General features: G+C 37.2%; 15 protein-coding genes. 4 read left to right on the forward strand and 11 right to left on the reverse strand.

Features of this window, described 5'->3' with window-relative positions; all coding sequences use genetic code 11:
• Position 1 precedes the first annotated feature (1 nt).
• Positions 2-1,594, forward strand: a complete 1,593-nt coding sequence (eptA, locus tag TYM08_RS06550) for a phosphoethanolamine--lipid A transferase EptA (RefSeq protein WP_422382817.1) — start codon at positions 2-4, stop codon at positions 1,592-1,594.
• Here the strand turns inward: eptA and TYM08_RS06555 are convergent, their stop codons facing one another.
• The 5 genes from TYM08_RS06555 to rne all read right to left on the reverse strand — a co-directional run bounded on the left by TYM08_RS06555 (position 1,595) and on the right by rne (position 6,755).
• Positions 1,595-2,104 carry an RNA methyltransferase gene (locus tag TYM08_RS06555; protein ID WP_422382167.1) on the reverse strand — a complete coding sequence of 170 codons (510 nt, stop codon included), beginning with the start codon at positions 2,102-2,104 and terminating at the stop codon, positions 1,595-1,597. It lies immediately after the preceding gene.
• 85 nt (positions 2,105-2,189) lie between these two features.
• On the reverse strand, positions 2,190-3,107 hold the full coding sequence (locus TYM08_RS06560; protein ID WP_422382168.1) for a transaldolase family protein: 918 nt from the start codon (positions 3,105-3,107) through the stop codon (positions 2,190-2,192).
• Positions 3,108-3,177: 70 nt separating this feature from the next.
• The gene (locus TYM08_RS06565; RefSeq protein WP_422382169.1) at positions 3,178-3,876 is read right to left on the reverse strand and encodes a M48 family metallopeptidase; all 699 of its coding nucleotides are present in this window, start codon (positions 3,874-3,876) and stop codon (positions 3,178-3,180) included.
• Positions 3,877-3,896: 20 nt separating this feature from the next.
• Entirely contained in the window at positions 3,897-4,109 is a 213-nt protein-coding gene (locus TYM08_RS06570; RefSeq protein WP_422382170.1) for a DUF3820 family protein, read from the reverse strand.
• Positions 4,110-4,154: 45 nt separating this feature from the next.
• Complete coding sequence (rne, locus tag TYM08_RS06575) at positions 4,155-6,755, reverse strand: ribonuclease E (RefSeq protein ID WP_422382171.1); 2,601 nt, start codon at positions 6,753-6,755, stop codon at positions 4,155-4,157.
• A 549-nt stretch (positions 6,756-7,304) separates the two neighbouring features.
• Here rne and rluC point away from each other — a divergent pair.
• A complete protein-coding gene (rluC, locus tag TYM08_RS06580; protein ID WP_422382172.1) occupies positions 7,305-8,288 on the forward strand; it encodes a 23S rRNA pseudouridine(955/2504/2580) synthase RluC in 984 nt (327 codons plus the stop codon).
• Positions 8,288-9,295, forward strand: coding sequence for a S49 family peptidase (locus tag TYM08_RS06585; protein ID WP_422382173.1), 1,008 nt, complete (start codon positions 8,288-8,290; stop codon positions 9,293-9,295). The genes rluC and TYM08_RS06585 overlap by 1 nt, the downstream gene beginning before the upstream one ends.
• A 42-nt stretch (positions 9,296-9,337) precedes the next feature.
• On the opposite strand, the gene TYM08_RS06590 is transcribed toward TYM08_RS06585, so the two are convergent.
• A complete protein-coding gene (locus TYM08_RS06590) occupies positions 9,338-10,222 on the reverse strand; it encodes a hypothetical protein (RefSeq protein ID WP_422382174.1) in 885 nt (294 codons plus the stop codon).
• A 120-nt stretch (positions 10,223-10,342) separates the two neighbouring features.
• On the opposite strand from TYM08_RS06590, the gene topA reads away from it, so the two are divergent.
• Complete coding sequence (gene topA / locus TYM08_RS06595; protein ID WP_422382175.1) at positions 10,343-13,021, forward strand: type I DNA topoisomerase; 2,679 nt, start codon at positions 10,343-10,345, stop codon at positions 13,019-13,021.
• Positions 13,022-13,075: 54 nt separating this feature from the next.
• On the opposite strand, the gene TYM08_RS06600 is transcribed toward topA, so the two are convergent.
• The 5 genes from TYM08_RS06600 to flgJ all read right to left on the reverse strand — a co-directional run bounded on the left by TYM08_RS06600 (position 13,076) and on the right by flgJ (position 20,460).
• Complete coding sequence (locus TYM08_RS06600) at positions 13,076-13,975, reverse strand: carbon-nitrogen hydrolase (RefSeq protein WP_422382176.1); 900 nt, start codon at positions 13,973-13,975, stop codon at positions 13,076-13,078.
• 8 nt (positions 13,976-13,983) lie between these two features.
• On the reverse strand, positions 13,984-15,030 hold the full coding sequence (locus tag TYM08_RS06605) for an agmatine deiminase family protein (protein ID WP_422382177.1): 1,047 nt from the start codon (positions 15,028-15,030) through the stop codon (positions 13,984-13,986).
• A gap of 72 nt (positions 15,031-15,102) precedes the next feature.
• On the reverse strand, positions 15,103-16,356 hold the full coding sequence (gene flgL, locus TYM08_RS06610) for a flagellar hook-associated protein FlgL (protein WP_422382178.1): 1,254 nt from the start codon (positions 16,354-16,356) through the stop codon (positions 15,103-15,105).
• Between the two features lie 49 nt (positions 16,357-16,405).
• Positions 16,406-19,426, reverse strand: a complete 3,021-nt coding sequence (gene flgK, locus TYM08_RS06615; protein ID WP_422382179.1) for a flagellar hook-associated protein FlgK — start codon at positions 19,424-19,426, stop codon at positions 16,406-16,408.
• On the reverse strand, positions 19,426-20,460 hold the full coding sequence (flgJ, locus tag TYM08_RS06620; protein WP_422382180.1) for a flagellar assembly peptidoglycan hydrolase FlgJ: 1,035 nt from the start codon (positions 20,458-20,460) through the stop codon (positions 19,426-19,428). Before flgJ ends, flgK begins: the two co-directional genes overlap by 1 nt.
• Positions 20,461-20,506: the final 46 nt, after the last annotated feature.

Consider the following 20,506-nt stretch of genomic DNA (forward strand, 5'->3'; position numbering starts at 1 on the left):
AATGTTTGTATTTAAAGAATCTAATCCAAAGGGATTATTTGCAAATTGGAAAGTAGGGCCATATCAATTTATATTGTTGGTGTCTTTTATTAATGTTTTAGTTTTCCACAAACCATTATTTGACTTCACCTCTACTAATCTAAATATTTGGTCATTTAATGGTTTGCAAACGTCAATAACGCTTATATTGGTCCCCTTTATTTTCTCAGCTGTTTTTTTATATTTTGCAATGATGATACACCGTCATGTAGCAAAAACATTGTTCATCCTTTTAATAATTACCAATTCTGTCTTTTTATACTATATCGAAACTTATAACATTATCTTAGATAAATCTATGATGGGGAATATTTTTAATACTGATCGTGAAGAGGTTGCTAATTTAATTACTTATAAAGTATTTGTTTACCTTTTCTGTTATGGCTGTATACCCAGTTTTCTGTTGTTTAATTTAAAATGCAAACCTGTAAAACGAATTAAGCTGACTATTCAAATCATAGGTACTTTCTTTGGTGTCCTATTGTGGATATTTTTAACTTATAAAACAACTTTGTGGATCGATAAAAATGGTAAGCGATTGGGGGGCTTGGTGCTTCCTTGGTCTTATGTAGTAAATGGTCTAACCGTCCAAATTCCAAAATATTTAACGCCTCCAGAATTAATTTTATTGCCCGAAGCTACTATAAAAGCAACGGATAAGACTGTAGTTGTGCTTGTGTTTGGCGAAACCGCGCGCGCTAAGAATTTTGAATTTTATGGATATGAGCGTGACACTAATCCTAAATTAAAAGAAGTAGGAGCAATTGCGTTAAAAAATGCAAAGGCGTGTACAACTTACACCACTGGTTCATTAAAATGCATGATGAGCCATGTTAAACCCAGCTCTAAAAATTACGAACCACTACCGAATTATATGGTTAGAAATTCAGTAGAAGTATGGTGGCGTTCTAATAATTGGGGGGAAAAAAATATTGAAGTTAATGATTATAAAAAAGCAAAAGAGCTTCGTGAAAACTGTAAAAGCGATGGTTGTTTTACTGATGAAGTGTTGATGCGTGGCGTAATTGAGGGGATTCAAAATTCATCGAAAGATCAAATACTCGTCATTTTGCATCAATCTGGAAGTCACGGACCGACTTATTATAAAAAATATCCGAAGTTTTTTGAAAAATATACGCCAGTTTGCAAGTCTGTCGAACTTAATACTTGTAGCGAACAATCGTTGATAAATGCCTATGATAATACAATTTATTATACTGACTTTGTTTTGACATCCGTTATTGAGCAATTAAAGCAACTGAATGATTATTCGACAGTTATGATTTATGCTTCGGATCATGGTGAGTCTCTAGGGGAGTCGGGGTTGTATTTGCATGGTACACCAAAGCAGTTTGCTCCTGATGTACAAATTGATATCCCTTTTATTGTTTGGATGTCTGATACCTTTAAAGCGTCGCATCAAATTACTGAAGCTCAGTTGTTGGAAAAAGAATCTCACACTCATCAAAATATTTTCCATAGTGTAATGGGTGCATTTAAAATGCAAAGTGATATTTATCAACCTGAGTATGATATTTTCAATCAAAAACAATAATTATTTATCAATCTTTAAATGGTTATTTACATCACGACTTTTCTTAATTAATGCATCGTGATCGATTGGTTTTTTTTGTTTAGCCATTCGGTCATAAAGCACAACATTGGTTGTTGCTGCTAAATTCATGCAACCAATGGTTGGAATATATACAACATGGTCTGCTGATTTTACAATTGACAGATCAATGGATCCATCTTCTGGACCAAATACATAAATAGCCTGTTCGGGGTGTTTAAAGTCTGGTAAAGCAATTGCTCCTTCAACTAATTCAATACAAACGATTTTTGATTTACTTGTTTTTAATGTTTGAATGTTTTCGATTTTATTTAAGGGGATTGTTTGGCTGTGATTTTTGGTGTCTTGTTGGTATTTTTGTGCGCGTTCAAACCGATCACCTGTGTAATAAATTGCTTCAGATGCATAGCAGCCTGCCGCCCGCATAACTGCACCCACATTTGATGGGCTTTTCGGGTTGCATAATACTATGGTGCTTTTGGGTCTATTCATATCAATACTAATTTTGAAAGTGTTTAAAAATTATAAAGTAATTAATTTTTTGTATGGGGATAAGTTTAACATTTCTACACGATGATTAATAAATACTAATTAACGTCTCTAATTTGATTTGGTCATTGATGAATCCTTCAATACCCTGGGCGAGTTTTTCTTTGGCCATTGTGTTTTGTTCCATGGCCGCTATAAAAGACTGTTTGTCGAGTGCTTTGTTTCTAACTGATGATGTTTGTGCTTTAAGTTGGCGTGTTAGTGGTTGTTCTATCTGTTTTAATTCATCAAGAAGTACTGGGCTGATGGTTAATTTATCACAACCTGCTAATTGAATAATTTGCCCAGTATTTCGAAAGCTCGCTCCCATAATAATGGTTTGAATGCCTTGTGATTTAAATTGTTCGTAAATACTTTTAACCGATTTTACGCCTGGATCATTTACGCCGTTTTCAATTTTCTGTCCCTGTGCTTGATACCAGTCTGTAATTCGCCCAACAAATGGAGATATAAGTGTTGCATTAACATCTGCCGCAGCAAAAGCTTGGGTGTCACAAAAAATGAGTGTGACATTACAATGAATACCCTGTGATTCTAAAATATTAACCGCTTGTATTCCTTCCCATGTTGCTGCAATTTTAATTAATATTCTTGATGTGTCCACGCCTTCTAATTTGTAAAGTTCAATTATTTCTTTAGCTTGAATAATTGTTTTTTCAATATCAAATGAATATCTGGCATCCACTTCTGTAGAGACTAAGCCTGAAATACTATTAAAAATATTGGTTCCAATTTTAACGATTAAACGATTGGTAATATCGCTTATTTGAGAGAATTCTTTGCGTAATTGTACGATGTATTCATCATATAGACCCGATTGAATCGCTTTTAATACTAATGATGGGTTAGTGGTGGCATCTTGAGGGGTAAGTCTTTGAATGTCATCAATGTCACCAGTATCGGCAACTATCTCTGTCATGGTTTTTAATTGAGTTAAAATGTTCACGGAAATTACCAGAAAATTATGAATAAGTTATCCCAATACTTACTTGAATGACAAAGGTTGTAAAGGAGTTTTAAGCTCGCATGAGCACTTCTGCATTTTTCTTGAGCCATTGTTCAGCGTATTGAGTGTGCTCACATAAAGAGTGAGTTAATCGCCAAAATTTTTTGGAGTGGTTTTTTTCAATTAAGTGTGCGATTTCATGACAAATTAAATATTCCAGTATCATCGGCGGAGCCATCAAAATGATCCAATTAAATTGCAATCGTTGATCACTGGTACAGTGCCCCCATTTTGATTGAGTACGCTTGCATGTAATGGATTTTACTTTCGGATGTTTGTTGTCGTTAAGTCGAGTAAGACAGTGAGTCACTAAATCAGGCATCATACGATTTGCTTGATGGTGTAACCACTTTAAGTATTGTTGTTGAATTTGGGTTGCATCATTAGGGTTTGCTTTGAGTGTGATTTCATTATTTAGCAGTAGTCCAATGTTTTTTTGCTTGGTATTGCATAAGATTTTATATTGTTTTCCCATATACCAAACCAAACCATTTAATTGGTATTGATTGAAGTCAATATCTGGTTTAACTCCAATCATTTTTCGTTTTATCCATTCTTGTTTACTGAGTACAAAGTTATGAATGTAATTTTGATCAGCATCGGTTGGTGCTTTGACAATTACATCTTGGAAATGAATTTGAATAGAAATGGATTTTCGTTTAGCAGAAAGTTGGAGTTGGTACTGGATGCCGTTAGGTAGGGTAAACATAGAAGTTTTTTAATGAGATTTTATTTATTTTTTAATGGTTCAAGTAAGTGTTCTAATCCATTAATGCGAATTTCGATCATTAATTGCATTAATGCACCCAATTTACCAGCTGGAAAGCCTTTTTTTGAAAACCAAATTAAATAATGCTCAGGAATATCACAGATAAGCTTGCCTTTATATTTACCAAAGGGCATCGTTGTTTTTGTGGTTTCTAATAATAGTTCAGGTGTCATAGGCAAATACAAAAAAGCAGCACTTTTCAGTGCTGCTTTTTATAATCAGTTAGCTGATTTATCTTTTTCAGATTGGTTATCAAATAATTCTGGTTGAGAATTATTCTTTGCTGCTGCTTCTAATTCACGACGCTTAACTTCGCGTGGGTCGTTATAGGCGCGAGCGCGTTTGCGTGGTTTAGGTGCATCTGCTTTCGCTTCTTTTACTGCTGGTTTGTTATCTGCAACAGGTTCTGCTTTAGCAACGGGGGCTTTTTCAGGCTCGGCACTTGGTTTGATTTTAGGAGTCGTAGCCACTTTTGGTGCTTGTTCTGCTTTTACTTCTTTTTTCTCAGCTACTTTTTCAGCCGTCTTTTCAGACTTAGACACTTTTTCAGGCTTAGGTGCTTTTTCTGTTTTAAGGGCTCCATCTTTAACTGCTGTTTTTTTAGCTTCAACCGGTTTAGTTGATTCTGTTGACTGAACTTCAACAGCAGCAACGTTTGCAGTATTTTCTTCTAAAAATGAACCCGCATTAGCTTCTGTAACTTTTGGTTTTGACTCAGGGCGTTTGCGACGATTTGGAGAGCGTTGCTTACGATTCGCACCTACATCTTTGTTATCAATGCGACCTTGTTCGTCACGTTCTGGACGGCGATTTTTTGAAGGGACGGTTTTTTCAGTACCTTCAGGTTGGTTCGTACGGTTGTTGCGACGATTGCGTGTGTCTTTTTTAGGTCTTGCGTTTTTTGACTCTTGAACAGTTGATTTTTCATTTGCTTGAGTCGGTTTTTCAGCTGCAATATTTGGTTTTACATCGTTCTTATTGTCGTAACGTTCGTTGCGATTGTTGCGGCTATTGCGATTGTTGCGGCTATTGCGGTTGTTTGGCTTTTTGTTTGAATTACGACGATTCTGGTAGTCTTCTTTTTTCGTTGATGTGGTCTTTTTTGTGTCGCTTGTTTCATCTGAGCTGAAGATTGATTTTATTTTCGACCAAAAGCCTCCTGTTTTTTTACTTTCTGCTACCGCAGGTACTGCAGTTGTGGCTTGTACAGGTGTAGGAGCATTTGCAATCGTCGAGCTAATAGCCGCTTCTTGATGATGTGTTTTATGCTGTAGTACTTCTTCTTGTTCTGCGTTAGTGTTGTCTTCAAGTTTAATTGCGAAGCTATCCTCAGGATGAGAAACCGTTTCATCGTCATCACGTAGGCGAATTACTTCATAATGCGGAGTTTCCATGTGTGGATTTGGCACAATTAATACATGAACTTTATTGCGTTTTTCAATTTCAAAAATTTCCGCACGTTTTTCATTAGACAAGTAAGTGGCTACTTGTAATGGCACGATAGTACGAATTTGAGCGGTGCGTTCTTTTGCGGACTCTTCTTCGATTAAGCGTAAGATCGCTAAAGATAATGACTTAACATCACGGATTGAACCTTGACCTGAACAACGCGGGCAGGTAATGCCGTTTGATTCACTCAAAGATGGGCGCAAACGTTGGCGTGACATTTCTAATAGGCCAAAACGAGAGATACGACCAATTTGGATGCGTGCGCGATCCGCTTCAGCGACTTCTTTGATTTTGTTTTCAACTTCACGTTGATGACGAGACTGTGCCATATCGATGAAATCAATCACAATCAGTCCGCCCATATCACGTAAACGCAATTGACGAGCAATTTCTTCGGCCGCTTCAATGTTTGTATTAAAAGCGGTTTCTTCGATATCGGTGCCTTTTGTAGCACGAGCCGAGTTAATATCGATTGAAACTAATGCTTCTGTCGGATCAATAACGATTGAGCCGCCAGAGGGTAATTTAACTTCACGCTGGAAAGCAGTCTCAATTTGAGATTCAACTTGGTAACGGTTAAACAATGGCACATCATCTTCGTATAATTTAACGCGAGCTTCGTAATGAGGCATCACTTTACGTAAAAATGCGATGGCATAATCGTAAGTTTCTTTGTTATCAATTAATACTTCAGAGATGTCTTTGCGTAAGTGATCACGGATCGAACGCATGATGATGTTGCTTTCTGCAAGGATCAAAAATGGCGCTGGTTTTTTAGCGTTCTCTTCTTTGATTGAATCCCAAATGGATAACAAAAAGTTTAAATCGTTTTGTAAATCTTCGCTGCTTTTACCAATTCCTGCAGTACGAACAATGATGCCCATACCTTTTGGGATGCTTACGCCATTTAATGCTTCGCGTAACTGTTGGCGCTCTTCGCCTTCAATGCGACGTGAAATACCGCCAGCTCTTGAGTTGTTAGGCATTAATACTAAATAACGACCAGCTAGACTGATCATAGTTGTTAAAGCTGCGCCTTTGTTGCCACGCTCTTCTTTATCAACTTGAACAATTACTTCCGTGCCTTCAGCAAGGGCATCTTTAATTGAGATACGACCCGATGGTGCGCCGTCTTTGTAGTATTCGCGAGAGATTTCTTTAAGTGGAAGAAATCCATGACGTTCTGCCCCGAAGTCAACGAATGCGGCTTCTAAGCTGGGTTCAATACGGGTGATTCTGCCTTTATATATATTGGCTTTTTTTTGCTCACGAAAACCTGATTCGATATCTAGGTCGTACATTCTTTGCCCATCAACAAGGGCAACACGCAACTCTTCAGATTGAGTTGCATTAATTAGCATTCTTTTCATGCGATTTTACTCGATTAAACAAGTTATCGCTTGCCGGATTTGTGCTTGGCAATTAAATTACCTGCGCTCACGCGCAACCCCAGATTTAGTACCTCTGGCGGTTAAATGTACAATGTATCTATGTTGTAGTTACAAAGTGATTGACAGTTTGTGTCATGTAATAAAATTGGCCTGATGTTCTTTGTCATGCGGATAGAGTCTGATGTTAGGAATTAATGTCACTGAAATCTTTATTAATTCAGGCTTCCTGTAGTTGCTCTTTTTATTTATGGCTTAATCTCGGTGCAAAAAAGCGACCTCTGCATCCATAATTGTCCGCTGCTTTCATCAGCACAAACCATAAGCAAGCAATATCTTGGTATGGTTTGTAAAGGAACTACATAAGTGTAGAGTTCCATATAATTTTTGGCTTGTTGCCTAGCTTGGTGCTCGATAAATTAAAGTGCGAAGATCAAAATTTTTATGTACAACTGATCTTTTTCCAAGGTGAATGGAATATAGCAGTAAAAACCTTATGCTTCAAACATCTATATGCATTAAACTATGCAGATGAGTAAATTAGACCCCAAATTTAGTGTTGTCCAATATTTGGACATTGATGAAAATCATCATAATCAACGCGTCGATAATTATTTATTAACATTATTGAAACGCGTTCCCAAAAGCCACGTTTATAAACTTTGCCGTAAAGGTGAAGTAAGAGTGAACAAAAAACGTGTTAAACCCGATTACCGTCTGCAAGAAGGTGACATCATTCGACTTGCTCCTGTTAAAATGGATGAGAAAACCGTGAAGCCAATCGCAACGGCAGGTTTGTTCATGAAAGATCAAATTTTAGATAGTATCTTATATCAAGATGATTTTATTTTAGTGATTAACAAACCTTCTGGACTTGCAGTGCATGGTGGATCTGGCATTAGCTTAGGATTGATTGAGTCCTTAAGACAAATTTTTCCAGAGCAACGTTACCTAGAATTAGTGCATCGGTTGGATCGAGATACTTCAGGTGTTGTCCTACTAGCTAAAAAGCGCTCCGCATTAACTTATTTGCATGAATGTTTTAGAGCCAAAAAAGTCAATAAACAATATTGGTGCTTTGTAAAAGGTACTTGGCCCAATCGCGTGACTTTAGTCGATGCCCCTCTTAAAAAGAATGATTTACAAGGTGGTGAGCGAATTGTTGTTGTGGATGAAGAAGGTAAATCCTCACAAACTCGCTTTAGAATTCTTAAGAGATACGAGCGATACACGTGGGTTGAGGCTTCGCCGATTACAGGTCGAACCCATCAGATACGTGTACATTGCGCCTCTCAAGGACACCCTATTATTGGTGATGTAAAATATTGTGATGAACCAACAAATAAAATTGCAAAATCAGTAGGGGTCAAACGATTGTTTTTACATGCCGCTTCATTGCGATTCCCTCATCCGGATACAAGAGAGTCAATGGAAATTAAAGCGCCCCTTGATAATAAATTACTGCAAGTGTTAAATAACTTACCCGAAAAAACAGCACAAAATAGGAAACCATAATGTTGAATGATTCGAATTTAGAACAAAATGCACAACCTGATTCCAAAAATGACCAAATGGCAATTATGTCAAAACAAATTGATATGATGGGGTTGACCCTTAATCAAGTCATTAAAGAACAGCGTTCAAGTCGGCGGTGGAAAATTGCTTTGAGGGTTGTGAAATATATTTTGGTGATGTTTGTTGTGTTTGCTTTAATTGGATTAAGTGATCAAGGTGCAGATAAAACAACAATCAGTACTGGAGGGCATGTTGCCGTTGTCAGTATCAAAGGCACTATTGCTGATGGTGAGCAAGCCAATGCATCAGATATTAACAAAGGTTTACAAAAAGCGTTTAAACATAAAGATTCAAAAGTGATTGTGCTATTGATTAATTCTCCAGGTGGATCACCGGTGCAATCTAATTATGTAAATAATGAAATATATCGATTAAAAGCACTTTATCCTTCAAAGAAAGTTTATGCGGTAATAAGTGATACCGGAGCAAGTGGTGCTTACTTTATTGCGGTAGCAGCAGATGAAATATATTCTGACCCGGCCAGTATTGTTGGTTCAATTGGTGTTACTGCTGCAGGTTTTGGCTTTGAAGGTCTGATTGAAAAGCTTGGTATTGAGCGTCGTAAATTTACTTCAGGTGAGCATAAAGGGTTTTTAGATCCATTTTCTCCCGTAGATGAGGCCGAGCGTGAATTATTTGCTAAAACTTTACAAACCGTTCATGACCAATTTATTGCAAAAGTAAAAGAAGGTAGAGCAGATCGATTAGTTGAAAACAGTAAGATGTTCTCAGGATTGTTTTGGAGTGGAGAGCAAGCTTTAGAATTAGGATTGATTGATGGTTTTAAAACATTAGGAGATATCACAAGAGAGGCCGGGGTATCACAAGTGATTGATTTTACTGTGCAGCAAGATCCATTTGAAAAGTTTTTTGGAAGTGTAGGTGCCAGTATCTCTTTAAAAGTGATCAATGAGCTGTCTGAGCAAAAAAGCACCATTCAATATTAATTATTTATAAAGAGTCTAATAAGTTTGACTCTTTAATATTCCTCATTCGTTCCCATCGTTACCTTCAGTTTTTTTTACTGTTGTTAATGGGTGGGAGTTCTCTTCCCTTTCTAAGCGTTTTTCTTTTTCTCGTTTTTTCTCTTCTTCTTCTGAATTAAAAATTTTAGATATTTTTTTTGAAATACTTTTGATTTGTTCAGTTTGATTGTCAAAATTAACATCCGTACTTAGTAATAATTCTTTTGCATGTTTGTAATAAGATGCGGCTGTGATTTTGTCGTATTTTTGTTCGCATTTGTTCCCTTGTAATAAAAATGCATCGACTTCAGATTGCACTTTGAGGCGCCTTAAGCGTGTAATATGTTCAGATCCTTCATATTCGTTTAATAATCCTTGTGCAATAAATCCCTTTAAATAGGTAATTGCTTTACCTGTATGTCGTTTTAAAATACTGATTTGGTGATCATTTTCAGGTACACCAACTTTAATAGGCAAAGTTTCTGCTAGTTTATTTTTTTTATTTTCGTAGTGTTCGAGTAAAATGTGATTTTCTTGGGTGTTTTCAAGTGAGATGACTTTTTGCATCAGGGATATGATATGACTATATATAGTAGTAAGAAGGCTGACATTTGCATCATACATATTTAAGGTGGTGCAAATATCTTCAATGTCGGTAATCTGTTGTTTGACGGTGCGCGCTTTGGATCTTGCTTTTTTGGCAAGCTCTTCTCTGTGTAAGATTTGTTTGCTAAACCATAGCCCAGAAACCAGTAAGAAAAATAGTATAAATCCAAGTACAACAAATAGCATAATGATACCTCTATCGCAAAATCTCACATTCTTAAGCTTAGCAGTTAGAAATTTATTTTTTAAAAAATCTTGACCCCGCGGGGGGAAAAAGGCGATAGTCTGCGCGAATTTGTCCATAAGGATGCGTCCTTTGCGATAAAATAGTGCATTATATTACGTTCAATTAACGCTAAATTGTAAAAATGCATCTACAGTTAATACAAAAAATTACGAAAAGAATTGGAAATATATAACGTCATGGGTAAATCATTAGTTATTGTCGAGTCACCTGCAAAAGCCAAAACGATTAATAAATATCTTGGTTCAAATTTTGTAGTTAAATCATCAATTGGTCACATTCGAGATTTGCCAACTTCTGCTAAATCAGAACCAGTGGATCCAAAAGAGCGCGCAAAAGCTGCAGCGATCACACGTAAACTTTCGCCTGATCAAAAAGTTATTCATAAAGCGAAAAAAGCAAAAGAACAATTAATCAATCGTATGGGGGTCAATCCTGAAAAAGACTGGGAAGCCAAATACGAAATTTTACCAGGCAAAGAAAAAGTCGTTGCCGAATTAAAAAAATTAGCTGAAAACGCTGATTTTGTCTATCTCGCGACCGATTTGGATAGAGAGGGGGAGGCCATTGCGTGGCATTTGCGCGAATCTATTGCTGCCGCTCCTGAAAAATACAAGCGCGTTGTGTTTAATGAAATTACCAAAAAAGCAATTACAGAAGCCTTTGAAAAGCCAGGCGAGTTAGATATGGCAATGGTGAATGCTCAACAAGCACGTCGATTTTTAGATCGGGTTGTTGGCTTCATGGTTTCACCACTTTTATGGGCAAAAGTGGCTCGTGGTTTAAGTGCGGGTCGAGTTCAATCGGTTGCAGCTAAATTAGTGGTTGAGCGTGAACGTGAAATTCGTGCATTCATTCCCGAAGAGTTCTGGGATTGCCAAGTTAATACCAATTACAAAAATAAGCAGTTATTGTTAGAAGTAGCACGACAGGGTGACTCTGCTTATAAGCCAACCAATAAAGAACAAAGTGATGCCGCAGTTGCCGTATTAAACGCAAGTGACTTTATTATTAAAGCGCGTGAAGATCGTCCAACAAGCTCAAAACCTTCAGCACCTTTTATTACTTCAACGCTTCAACAGGCTGCAAGTACGCGCTTAGGTTTTAGTGTGAAAAAAACCATGATGATGGCACAACGTTTATATGAAGGCGGTTATATTACTTATATGCGTACTGACTCTACAAATTTAAGTGCTGAGGCAGTTGAAAGTGCGCGTGATTATATTAATGGGCAATATGGGGAAGAATATTTGCCCGCAGAGCCAATTCGTTATGGTAGTAAAGAAGGCGCGCAAGAGGCCCATGAGGCGATTCGTCCATCGAATGTTGAATTAACCAAAGACGATTTAGTTTCTCAAGAAAATGACGCACTTCGTTTGTATCATTTAATTTGGGCGCGTTTTTTGGCTTGCCAAATGACACCGGCAAAATATTTAAGCTCAAATATTATTGTTCAAGCCAGTGAATTTGAATGTAGGCTAAAAGGTCGTATTTTAAAATTTGATGGTCACACTCGTGTATTACCGCCAGGTGGTAAAAAAGAAGAAGATGTAATTTTACCAGATGTGAATGTATCGGATAAGTTAGAGTTAGTTGAAGTATTACCCAAACAACATTTTACAAAACCAGTCGCGCGTTTTACAGAGGCTGCATTAGTAAAAGAATTAGAAAAACGAGGTATTGGCCGACCATCTACTTATGCATCGATTATTTCTACGATTCAAGATCGTGGTTATGCCAAAGTTGAAAGTCGTCGTTTCTTTGCCGAAAAAATGGGGGATATTGTTACCTCTCGTTTAGATGAAAGCTTCAACGAATTATTAAATTACAATTTTACAGCGTCAATGGAAGAGCGTTTAGATGACGTAGCTAAAGGTCAAAAAAATTGGAAAGATGTATTAAATGAATTCTATTTAGACTTTACCAAACAACTTGAAAAAGCATCTGGTGAAGAAGGTGGAATGCGTTTGAATGAACCGACTTTAACTGATATTGAATGTCCAACTTGTTCGCGCCCGATGACGATTCGTACAGGCACAACAGGGGTTTTCTTAGGTTGTTCGGGTTATGCATTGCCTCCAAAAGAACGTTGTAAATCAACGATCAACTTAGTTAGTGGAGATGAAATTGTTGATTTAGACGCAGAAGATGAATCTGCCGAAACAAAAGCACTAATGAATAAACGTCGTTGTGATATTTGTGGCACAGCAATGGAAAGTTACCTAATCGATGAAAAACGCAAATTACATATTTGTGGTAATAATCCAGATTGTGAAGGGTTTCATGTTGAAGCGGGTGAGTACAAAATTAAAGGTTATGATGGTCCTTCATTAGACTGCGACAAATGCGGTCATGAAATGCAATTAAAAGATGGTCGTTTTGGTAAGTATTTTGGTTGTACGGCAGAAGAGTGTAAAAACACCCGTAAACTGTTGAGAAACGGAGAAGCAGCGCCACCTAAAATGGACCCAGTGCCAATGCCTGAGCTTAAATGTGTGAAGGTGGATGACACATATATTTTAAGAGATGGTGCCGCTGGAATGTTTTTAGCTGCAAGCCAGTTTCCTAAAAATCGTGAAACCCGACCGCCTTTGGTGAAAGAAATTTTACCACACAAAGATGCCATTGATCCTAAGTATGAATTTTTATTCAGTGCACCTGTGAAAGACAAAGCAGGTAATCCAACGGTAATTCGTTATAGTCGTAAAAATAAAGAACAATACGTTATGACAGAAGTGGATGGAAAAGCCACGGGTTGGAAGGCGACGTTTGAAAGTGGTAAATGGATCATTGATGATAAAAAAGTCAAAGTTGTAAAAAAAGACTCAAAGGCTACTAAAGAAAAAGCTAAAAAATAGGTTTTCTATTTTAGCAACAAAAAAGGCTTCTTGTTTTGGCAAGAAGCCTTTTTTTTAATCTCTAAATCGTTGAGTTAAATCATTATAAGCATCAATTCTACGGTCTCGCAAAAAAGGCCAAATTCTTCTGACGTTTTCACTACGCTGCATATCTAAGTCCGCTAAAAGTGTGGTTTGAGATTCACTATCAGCTTTTACTAATATTTCACCTTGAGGCCCACAAATAAAACTATTTCCCCAAAATTTAATGCCATCATTATCATCGACAGCCGCTTCACTTTTTTCAAATCCTACACGATTAGCTACAACCACAGGCACACCGTTTGCCACAGCATGAGATTGCTGAATAATTTGCCATGCGTTTTGTTGACGAATTTGTTCATCAGACTCGTCGTTTAAGTCCCAGCCAATTGCAGTTGGGTACAATAAAATTTCAGCGCCTTTTAAGGCCATTAAACGAGCCGCCTCAGGATACCATTGATCCCAGCAAACTAAGACACCCAATTTTCCGACACTTGTCTGAATCGGCAAAAACGGGTTTTGATGATCCCCAGGGGTAAAATAAAATTTTTCATAAAATCCTGGATCATCAGGAATGTGCATTTTTCGATATTTACCAATGACACCTAGATGTTTGTCAATCACCAAGGCTGTATTGTGATACAAACCTGCACTTCTTTTTTCAAAAATACTGATCACTAAAACAATATCCAACTCTAAAGCAATCGCACTAAAATGCTGTGCCGATTTTCCATCAAGGGCTTCTGCTTGATCAAAGTGATCGGTGTTTTCTGTTTGGCAAAAATATAAACCAGAATGTAATTCTTGTAACAGAATTAATTGCGCACCATCTTTAGCCAGTTTACGAATTTGAGATTCACTATGGTTGTGATTGTCTTGTTGATTGTCATTGCAGCATTGTTGAACAACACCGACTTTTAATGTATTTTTCATAGGTTTTTTTAAAATTCAGGGTTTAATGTGTGTTGAGGCAATTGCATGGTAATACAGTGCAAAGAGCCGAATTGTTCAATCAAGGTTCTGCAATTAACAGGCACAATTGTGTATTGTGGTAGTTTTTTTGTTAATAACTCAATTACAATTTTATCATTGTCACATTGATAAATAGGGACAAATATATGTTGATGACTGATTAAAAAATTCACGTAACTAGCTGGTAGCCGTTCACCATCTGCATCAAATTGAGCTTGTGCTAAGGGAAGTTCGATTAAATTATATGCACAGCCATCTAGTGTTTTAAATGATTCAAGTTCAAACTTCATTTCGGTTAATGCATCAAAATGCTCATCATTTTTATCGGTGCAACCTTGAAACACAATAGTGTTTTCGTTTACAAATCGTGCAAGGGTGTCAATGTGTGCATCGGTATCGTCTCCAGCTAAGTGACCAGATTGTAACCATAAAACACGCTTAACATTTAAGTGTTCAATCAGTTGTTGTTCGATCTGTTGCTTGCTTAAATGTTTATTACGATTGGGATTTAACAGGCAAATTTCACTGGTTAATAATGTGCCTTTTCCATCTGTTTCAATGCTTCCGCCTTCTAAAATAAAATCAATATTTTTTAAAGGTTGATTGAAAAACTGGATTGCTTCGAGTTTGGAATTAATTTGATTGTCCTGTGAACTGCCAAATTTATCGCCCCAAGCATTAAACGTAAAATTTAAACTTTGTGGAATAACTTTGTTTTGAGTATCAGTTAGGGTGATCACCCCAAAATCACGTGCCCAGGTATCATCATAATTAATATTGATAAAACGGATATTTTGTAAGTTGACTTGTTCAGATAATAAAGATTGCTCGATGCTGATTTGATCTAAACAATCATCAATTAAGACGATCATCTTGGTAATCGGGCTGATTTTACTAACTAATTCAATATAGGTTTGATTCACCTGTTCAAACCAAGGTTGCCAATCTGTGTTTAGGTGAGGCCAAGCAATTAAAATGGCATCTTGATTTTGCCATTGGGCTGCAAAACGAAGCATACAGTCATCCAGTTTTAAAAGGACGAATTGTTGTGCTAAACGCGTTTAAATTCAAGTGAAAATTAAAAGCATTTACCTTAAATAATCAAACAAACTTAATGCAGTGACTTTTGCGTAAGATTGTTGAGAAGCCTCTAAAACAAAACTTTCCATTTGTAATTGACTGACGGCCTCAGCAAAATCGATGTCTGCAATTTTGGATCTTACTTCTTGTGCCACTAGTTTTAATTCGGCATGTAAGTTTTCCGTAGATTCCGTTGTGTTAAGTCTTGCACCGATTTGCGCGCGAACTTCAGAAATATTAACCGTTGTGCTATCCAAATTTGTTAGCGTGTCATCCAGTAAATTGCTTAAGGTATTTCTGTCATCTGGATTATCTTCCAGGTTTTCAAGGCCGTATAAGAATTTTTCAAAGGTATCTAAAATGCCCTGTTTTTGCGTGGTTTGAATTACAAAGTTGTCCCCAGTATTGGGTGAGCCTGTAATGGATATTTGCATGCCTGAAAACTCAATGGTGCCATTACTTGAAAAAGGCACATTATTTAAGCCGTCTATCACATGATTATCGCTGCGTCTTCTAACGGTGTAATTGGCTTTTGGAGGCTCTACATCAAACTCGTGATTAAATTCTATAATTGCATCATCTGGAAATAACGCATCAAGTTTTTCTTGGTCTGTTGTGATGCCAGAGGAAATTACTGGTGTCGGTTTACCTGTGTTGGTATCAAACCCGTAGGTATTAAATGTATTTTTCGTGGCGTCAATATCTAAAAATAATGATTTTCCTGAATCACTGGTTGCAACTGTGGTTGTGGTGGCAATTTGTAAAAATCGCTGTCCTTCATCACCTTGATATTTGTATCCACCACCTGGATTTTTAACAAAGGGTTGTGTTTGTCCATTAAATCCAGAAAATAAATATTCACCATTTGAATCTTTTTTGTTCATGTTGGTGAATAATTCTTCAACACGTTGTTTGACTTCAAGTGCAATGGATTTTCGATCATCCATCGTGTACGCGCCGTTACCTGCTGCAACCGTTAATTCTCTGATTCTTGAAATGCCATCTTCAATGCCTGAAATAATGCCTTCTTCTTGTTGTAAGCGTGATGTGACATAAATGGTGTTATTTTGATATTGATTAGTCAAAGCAATTTCTTGGTCAAGTTGTAGCACACGAGTAGACGCGACAGGATCATCTGCGGGGGTTAAAATTCGCTTACCTGTTGAAATTTTTAATTGCGTGTCATTCACCGCCTGAGTGAGTGACATCATTTTATTGATACCCTGACCAAAAATTTGATTGGTTGAAATACGTCCTGTCATAGCAGTCTCGCTTAAATTATCTGTTCAATTAATGGTTATCTGATAATGATTATCTGAAAGTTGAAATCAGCGTATCAAATAATGATTGTGCAATTTTGATTACTTGAGCAGCAGCATTATACGCCGTTTCAAAACGAATGAGTTTGGCTGCTTCTTCATCTAAATTGACGCCACTTACAGCATCACGATCATTGGTGTTTTGTTCTAAAACCGATTGTGCGGCTTCTTTATTAATTTGTATTTGTCGCGTTCTTGTACCGACTTTGCTGACTAATTCTGAGTACGATTCATTTAATGTCTGTCCACCATTTTGTTTGTTCAACACATCTTTTAATTCAATCGCAACCATTTGCAATGCATTTCGATTATCACTGGATCCATCGTGGTTAAAATCAATTGTAAATTGATCGCCTTCTTCTGGGCGCCCATTAATATTAAATTGAAATCCAGGAAAAATGGGAAGTGCTTCGGGAGTGCCTGAGAATAAATTACCAAAAGGTGGTTCAGTGTTCATCGTCAGTCCGTCAGCTAAAACCACATCAAGTTTGCCCCCAATGGTGATTTTTTCAGAATCATTGGTGCTCCAGCCCTTTAAGGTTTGAAACGTTTGAAAACTTAAGTTGCCTTTATTAGTGATTGATACTTTTATATCGGCAGGGTAGGGAATTTGTTCATTAATTTGTTCGTGAATTGCTTGCATGACTTCATCGCCAGTTGCAAACGAACCGGTGATCTCAATTTGTTTTGTGCCGTAACCTGGTAGATTAAATTCGTATAAATAAGGTCCTGCATCATCAAAATTAAACCCTGCATTTTTAGATAATAAACCGCGCGTACTCTCGCCAACATTGGTTAAATTGATCAACTCCCCATTGCCAACTTCAAAGCTATCTCCAGGCACCGATAACGATGGATCGCTGCGATCACCTTTCATTTCAATTTCAATATCTAATCCAATATGTTGAAAAATGGTCACTGTTTCACCGTCACTTTTCGCAGTAAATCCTAGATTTTGTAATTCGACATTATGGTTGATTCGATTTGCAATAAAATCCGGCGTAATGGGGTCTGGTACGATCTCTTCAAAACCTGCTAAAAAATCACTTTGAGACGGACCGAAATTTGTTTGAGTGATTTCAACACCATTGATGTAAATATCCATAGGATTGTCAGGGGCATAGGGTGGGGTGCCAGAAGTGAAATTTGTCATCACAACTTGATTACTTGCACGAGCATTCACGCCTTCAATGGTATTTAATCGTGCAGCGGTTTCATTGGCCGGCAATCCTCCAGGCAATGAAAGTACAGGATCTTGAGTTACAACTTTAGTGATTGGGTCAGTTCTAGAAATATAAATGCGTTCAGGGTTAAAACCATTGGTTGGGGTTGTGACTTCGTCATTCACATCTTGATAAAATGGCCTTACAGGTAACCCACCTCGAAAAGATTGCAATAATGTTGAGCCATCATCCTCGGGCATAATTGCGTTACTTACTCCTGGCACAAAGTTTAAATGTTCCAAGGGCGGGTTTAACGATTTTGGATTTAACGGGTCTGTGTTGTCAAAAATGGAATACCGATTATCACTTTCAAACACAACAATTAAAGGAGGAGATAAATCATTGCCTTCTTTAAACATGGCAGTATCTTTACTGATCATGACACCTTGGTCAATCACTCCAGAGCCTTGATTGCCTAAACTAGTGCTTGCTTTGACTGGCATTGCAAGGGCAACTTGAGAGGGTTCAGCAATGACAGCTTTAAATTGTGCGGCTGCATGGCGTAATGGTTGAATTCGAAACACATCTTTTGCTTGAAACGACCCTGCTTCTAAAGTGAGTTTTAAGCCTTCAAACTCTATGCTTTCAGGGAAAGACCCCATAAATGCGCCTTCTTTTACAACGGTATCATCGCTGATTCTTGTTACTTTATATTCAAAATCTTTTGGGCCAGTGAATTTCAATTCATAATCTGAAGTAGTCAGCAGTGTATTGTCGGTGATCTCTACGCTTAGTATTCTGTCATTGGGCATTTGATTTTCGCTACTTGCTTGAACACGATCACGAGTTAATTCAGGTGCGTTTAAATCTTGAAAAATATCCTCACCAAAATTCCCATCTAGATCCAAGCCTAGTCTGTGTTGTTCGTTTAATTCAGAAGAAATAGCAATGGCAACACGACCAAGGGCATTCATAGAGGTATCTAACATTTGAGCACGAAAAGTAAGTAATCCGCCTAGTTGTCCCCCAGTAATTTTTTCAGTTAAATTTAATTGTTCAGTAGGAGAAGTGAACGTGACATCTTTTCTTGATGGATCAGTATCTCCAGCAATGGTGTCCAACCGTCCTGTATCAAATTTCAAAACCAATGACTGCCCATTACCTATTGAAATATCGTAAATACCATCGTTATCAATTACTTCAATATTGATCTTTTCGGATAACTCTCTTACCAATTCATCTCGTTTGTCTAGTAAGTCATTAGGCGCTTTGTAATCTAAATTCCCTGTTGAAAATGCAATACTTTGATTTAACTCAGCAATGCCTTCTGCAAGCACATTAATTTCATCTGTTAATGCCAACACTTGCCCGTTTATGACTTCGTTTTGTGAATTGAGTTTTTCATGAATGGTATTAAATCGATCAGCTAATGACTGAGCTTGTCCAATAAATACCTGTCTTGTTGGAATGTAAGCTGGATTATCTGCCGAGGATTGTGCTGCTGCAAAAAATTCAGCCAATGCGGGAGTCAAACCCGTTCGTTCATCCGCCATTAATCGATCTATCTGTTCGACATTGGTTTCGTAAGATTCCAGAGAATTAAAACTTTGAGTGCTGTCGCGAATTTCGGCAGTTAAAAATTCATCTGTAATGCGTCTAATTTGAGTGACTTCCACCCCTGCGCCAATATAGCCTGCGCCAGTGTATTGAGCATTGGCTGTATGAGTTACCACTTCTTGTCTTGTGTAGCCTGCGGTTGTGGCATTTGAAATATTATGCCCAGTTGTTGCAAGTTGCTTTTGATTGGCTTGCAAGCCTGAAATACCGATACTCAATAAAGAAACGCTCATTAGAACTCTCCTTTATCAGTATCACTGCTTGAGATATCCATCGCCAAAATCATTTCATTAAACATGGCGCTTTTGGAGATGGCGCGAATTTTTTGGCTATAATTAGGATCCGTTGCGTACCCAGATTGTTGAATATTTTCAATGTATTGATTTGGGTTGGCTAGGGCATTTTGATAACGTTCACTGCCTTTAATAAATTCAACATAATCTTTAAACGATTCAGAAAAATTATCATAGACTCTAAACTCATCCATTACATTTTTTTTGATTCCGTTTTCATATTCATGAGTCATGACTTCTGCTGTTTTGCCTTCCCATGAATCTTTGCTTTTAATACCAAATAAATTAAAACTTATTTCTCCATCATTATTGTTAAATATTTTTTGACCCCATCCGGTTTCTAATGCTGCTTGAGCTAATAAAATTTTAGGATTGATATTTAAGTTTTCTGCTGCATCTTTTGCCATTGGCCAGAGTGTTTTTACAAAATCCATAGGTGAGTCAATGGTGCGTTTTTCATGATATTCTTGAGCGGTTGAATCGGTTTTTCCAAGTTTGGGTTTATTAATAAAAATATCCAATGGATTTAAATGTTTATAATGATCTAATCCTTTGTAATCTTTATCGTTCAGTGTTCGAATGGAGTTGTCACCAAGATTAAAGCCTTGATTTGCTTCATCAATAGTATTTAATTGAATGGATGCTAAATCTTCAGGGCTTGATGCTTTTGATTTTAATTGTTCGTATAAAACATCAGCAACGCCGAATCCACCTTGTTGGGACAGAGTTAAACTTAATTGTTCATCATACATGTCCTGATAAAAATCCGTCTCTTGCGAGTTAAACATAGAATCTTTACCTAATACTTCGTTTGCTTGGCGCATAGAGCTGAGCATCATGTTCACAAACATTGATTCGAATTGCTTTGCCACTTGTTGTAAAGCGCCATCTTCATCACTTTTACTTTGTGTTTTTAAGCTGTTTAATCCTGCTAAGTCATTGTAGACAAAGGCACGGTCAATATTTGCTGTCATGTGGCCAACTTTTGCCGCTGTGGGCAGATTGTCAAAGATATATCTT

It is taken from the genome of Marinicellulosiphila megalodicopiae (assembly GCF_045862395.1).
Taxonomy (GTDB): Bacteria; Pseudomonadota; Gammaproteobacteria; order Pseudomonadales; family Natronospirillaceae; genus Marinicellulosiphila; species Marinicellulosiphila megalodicopiae.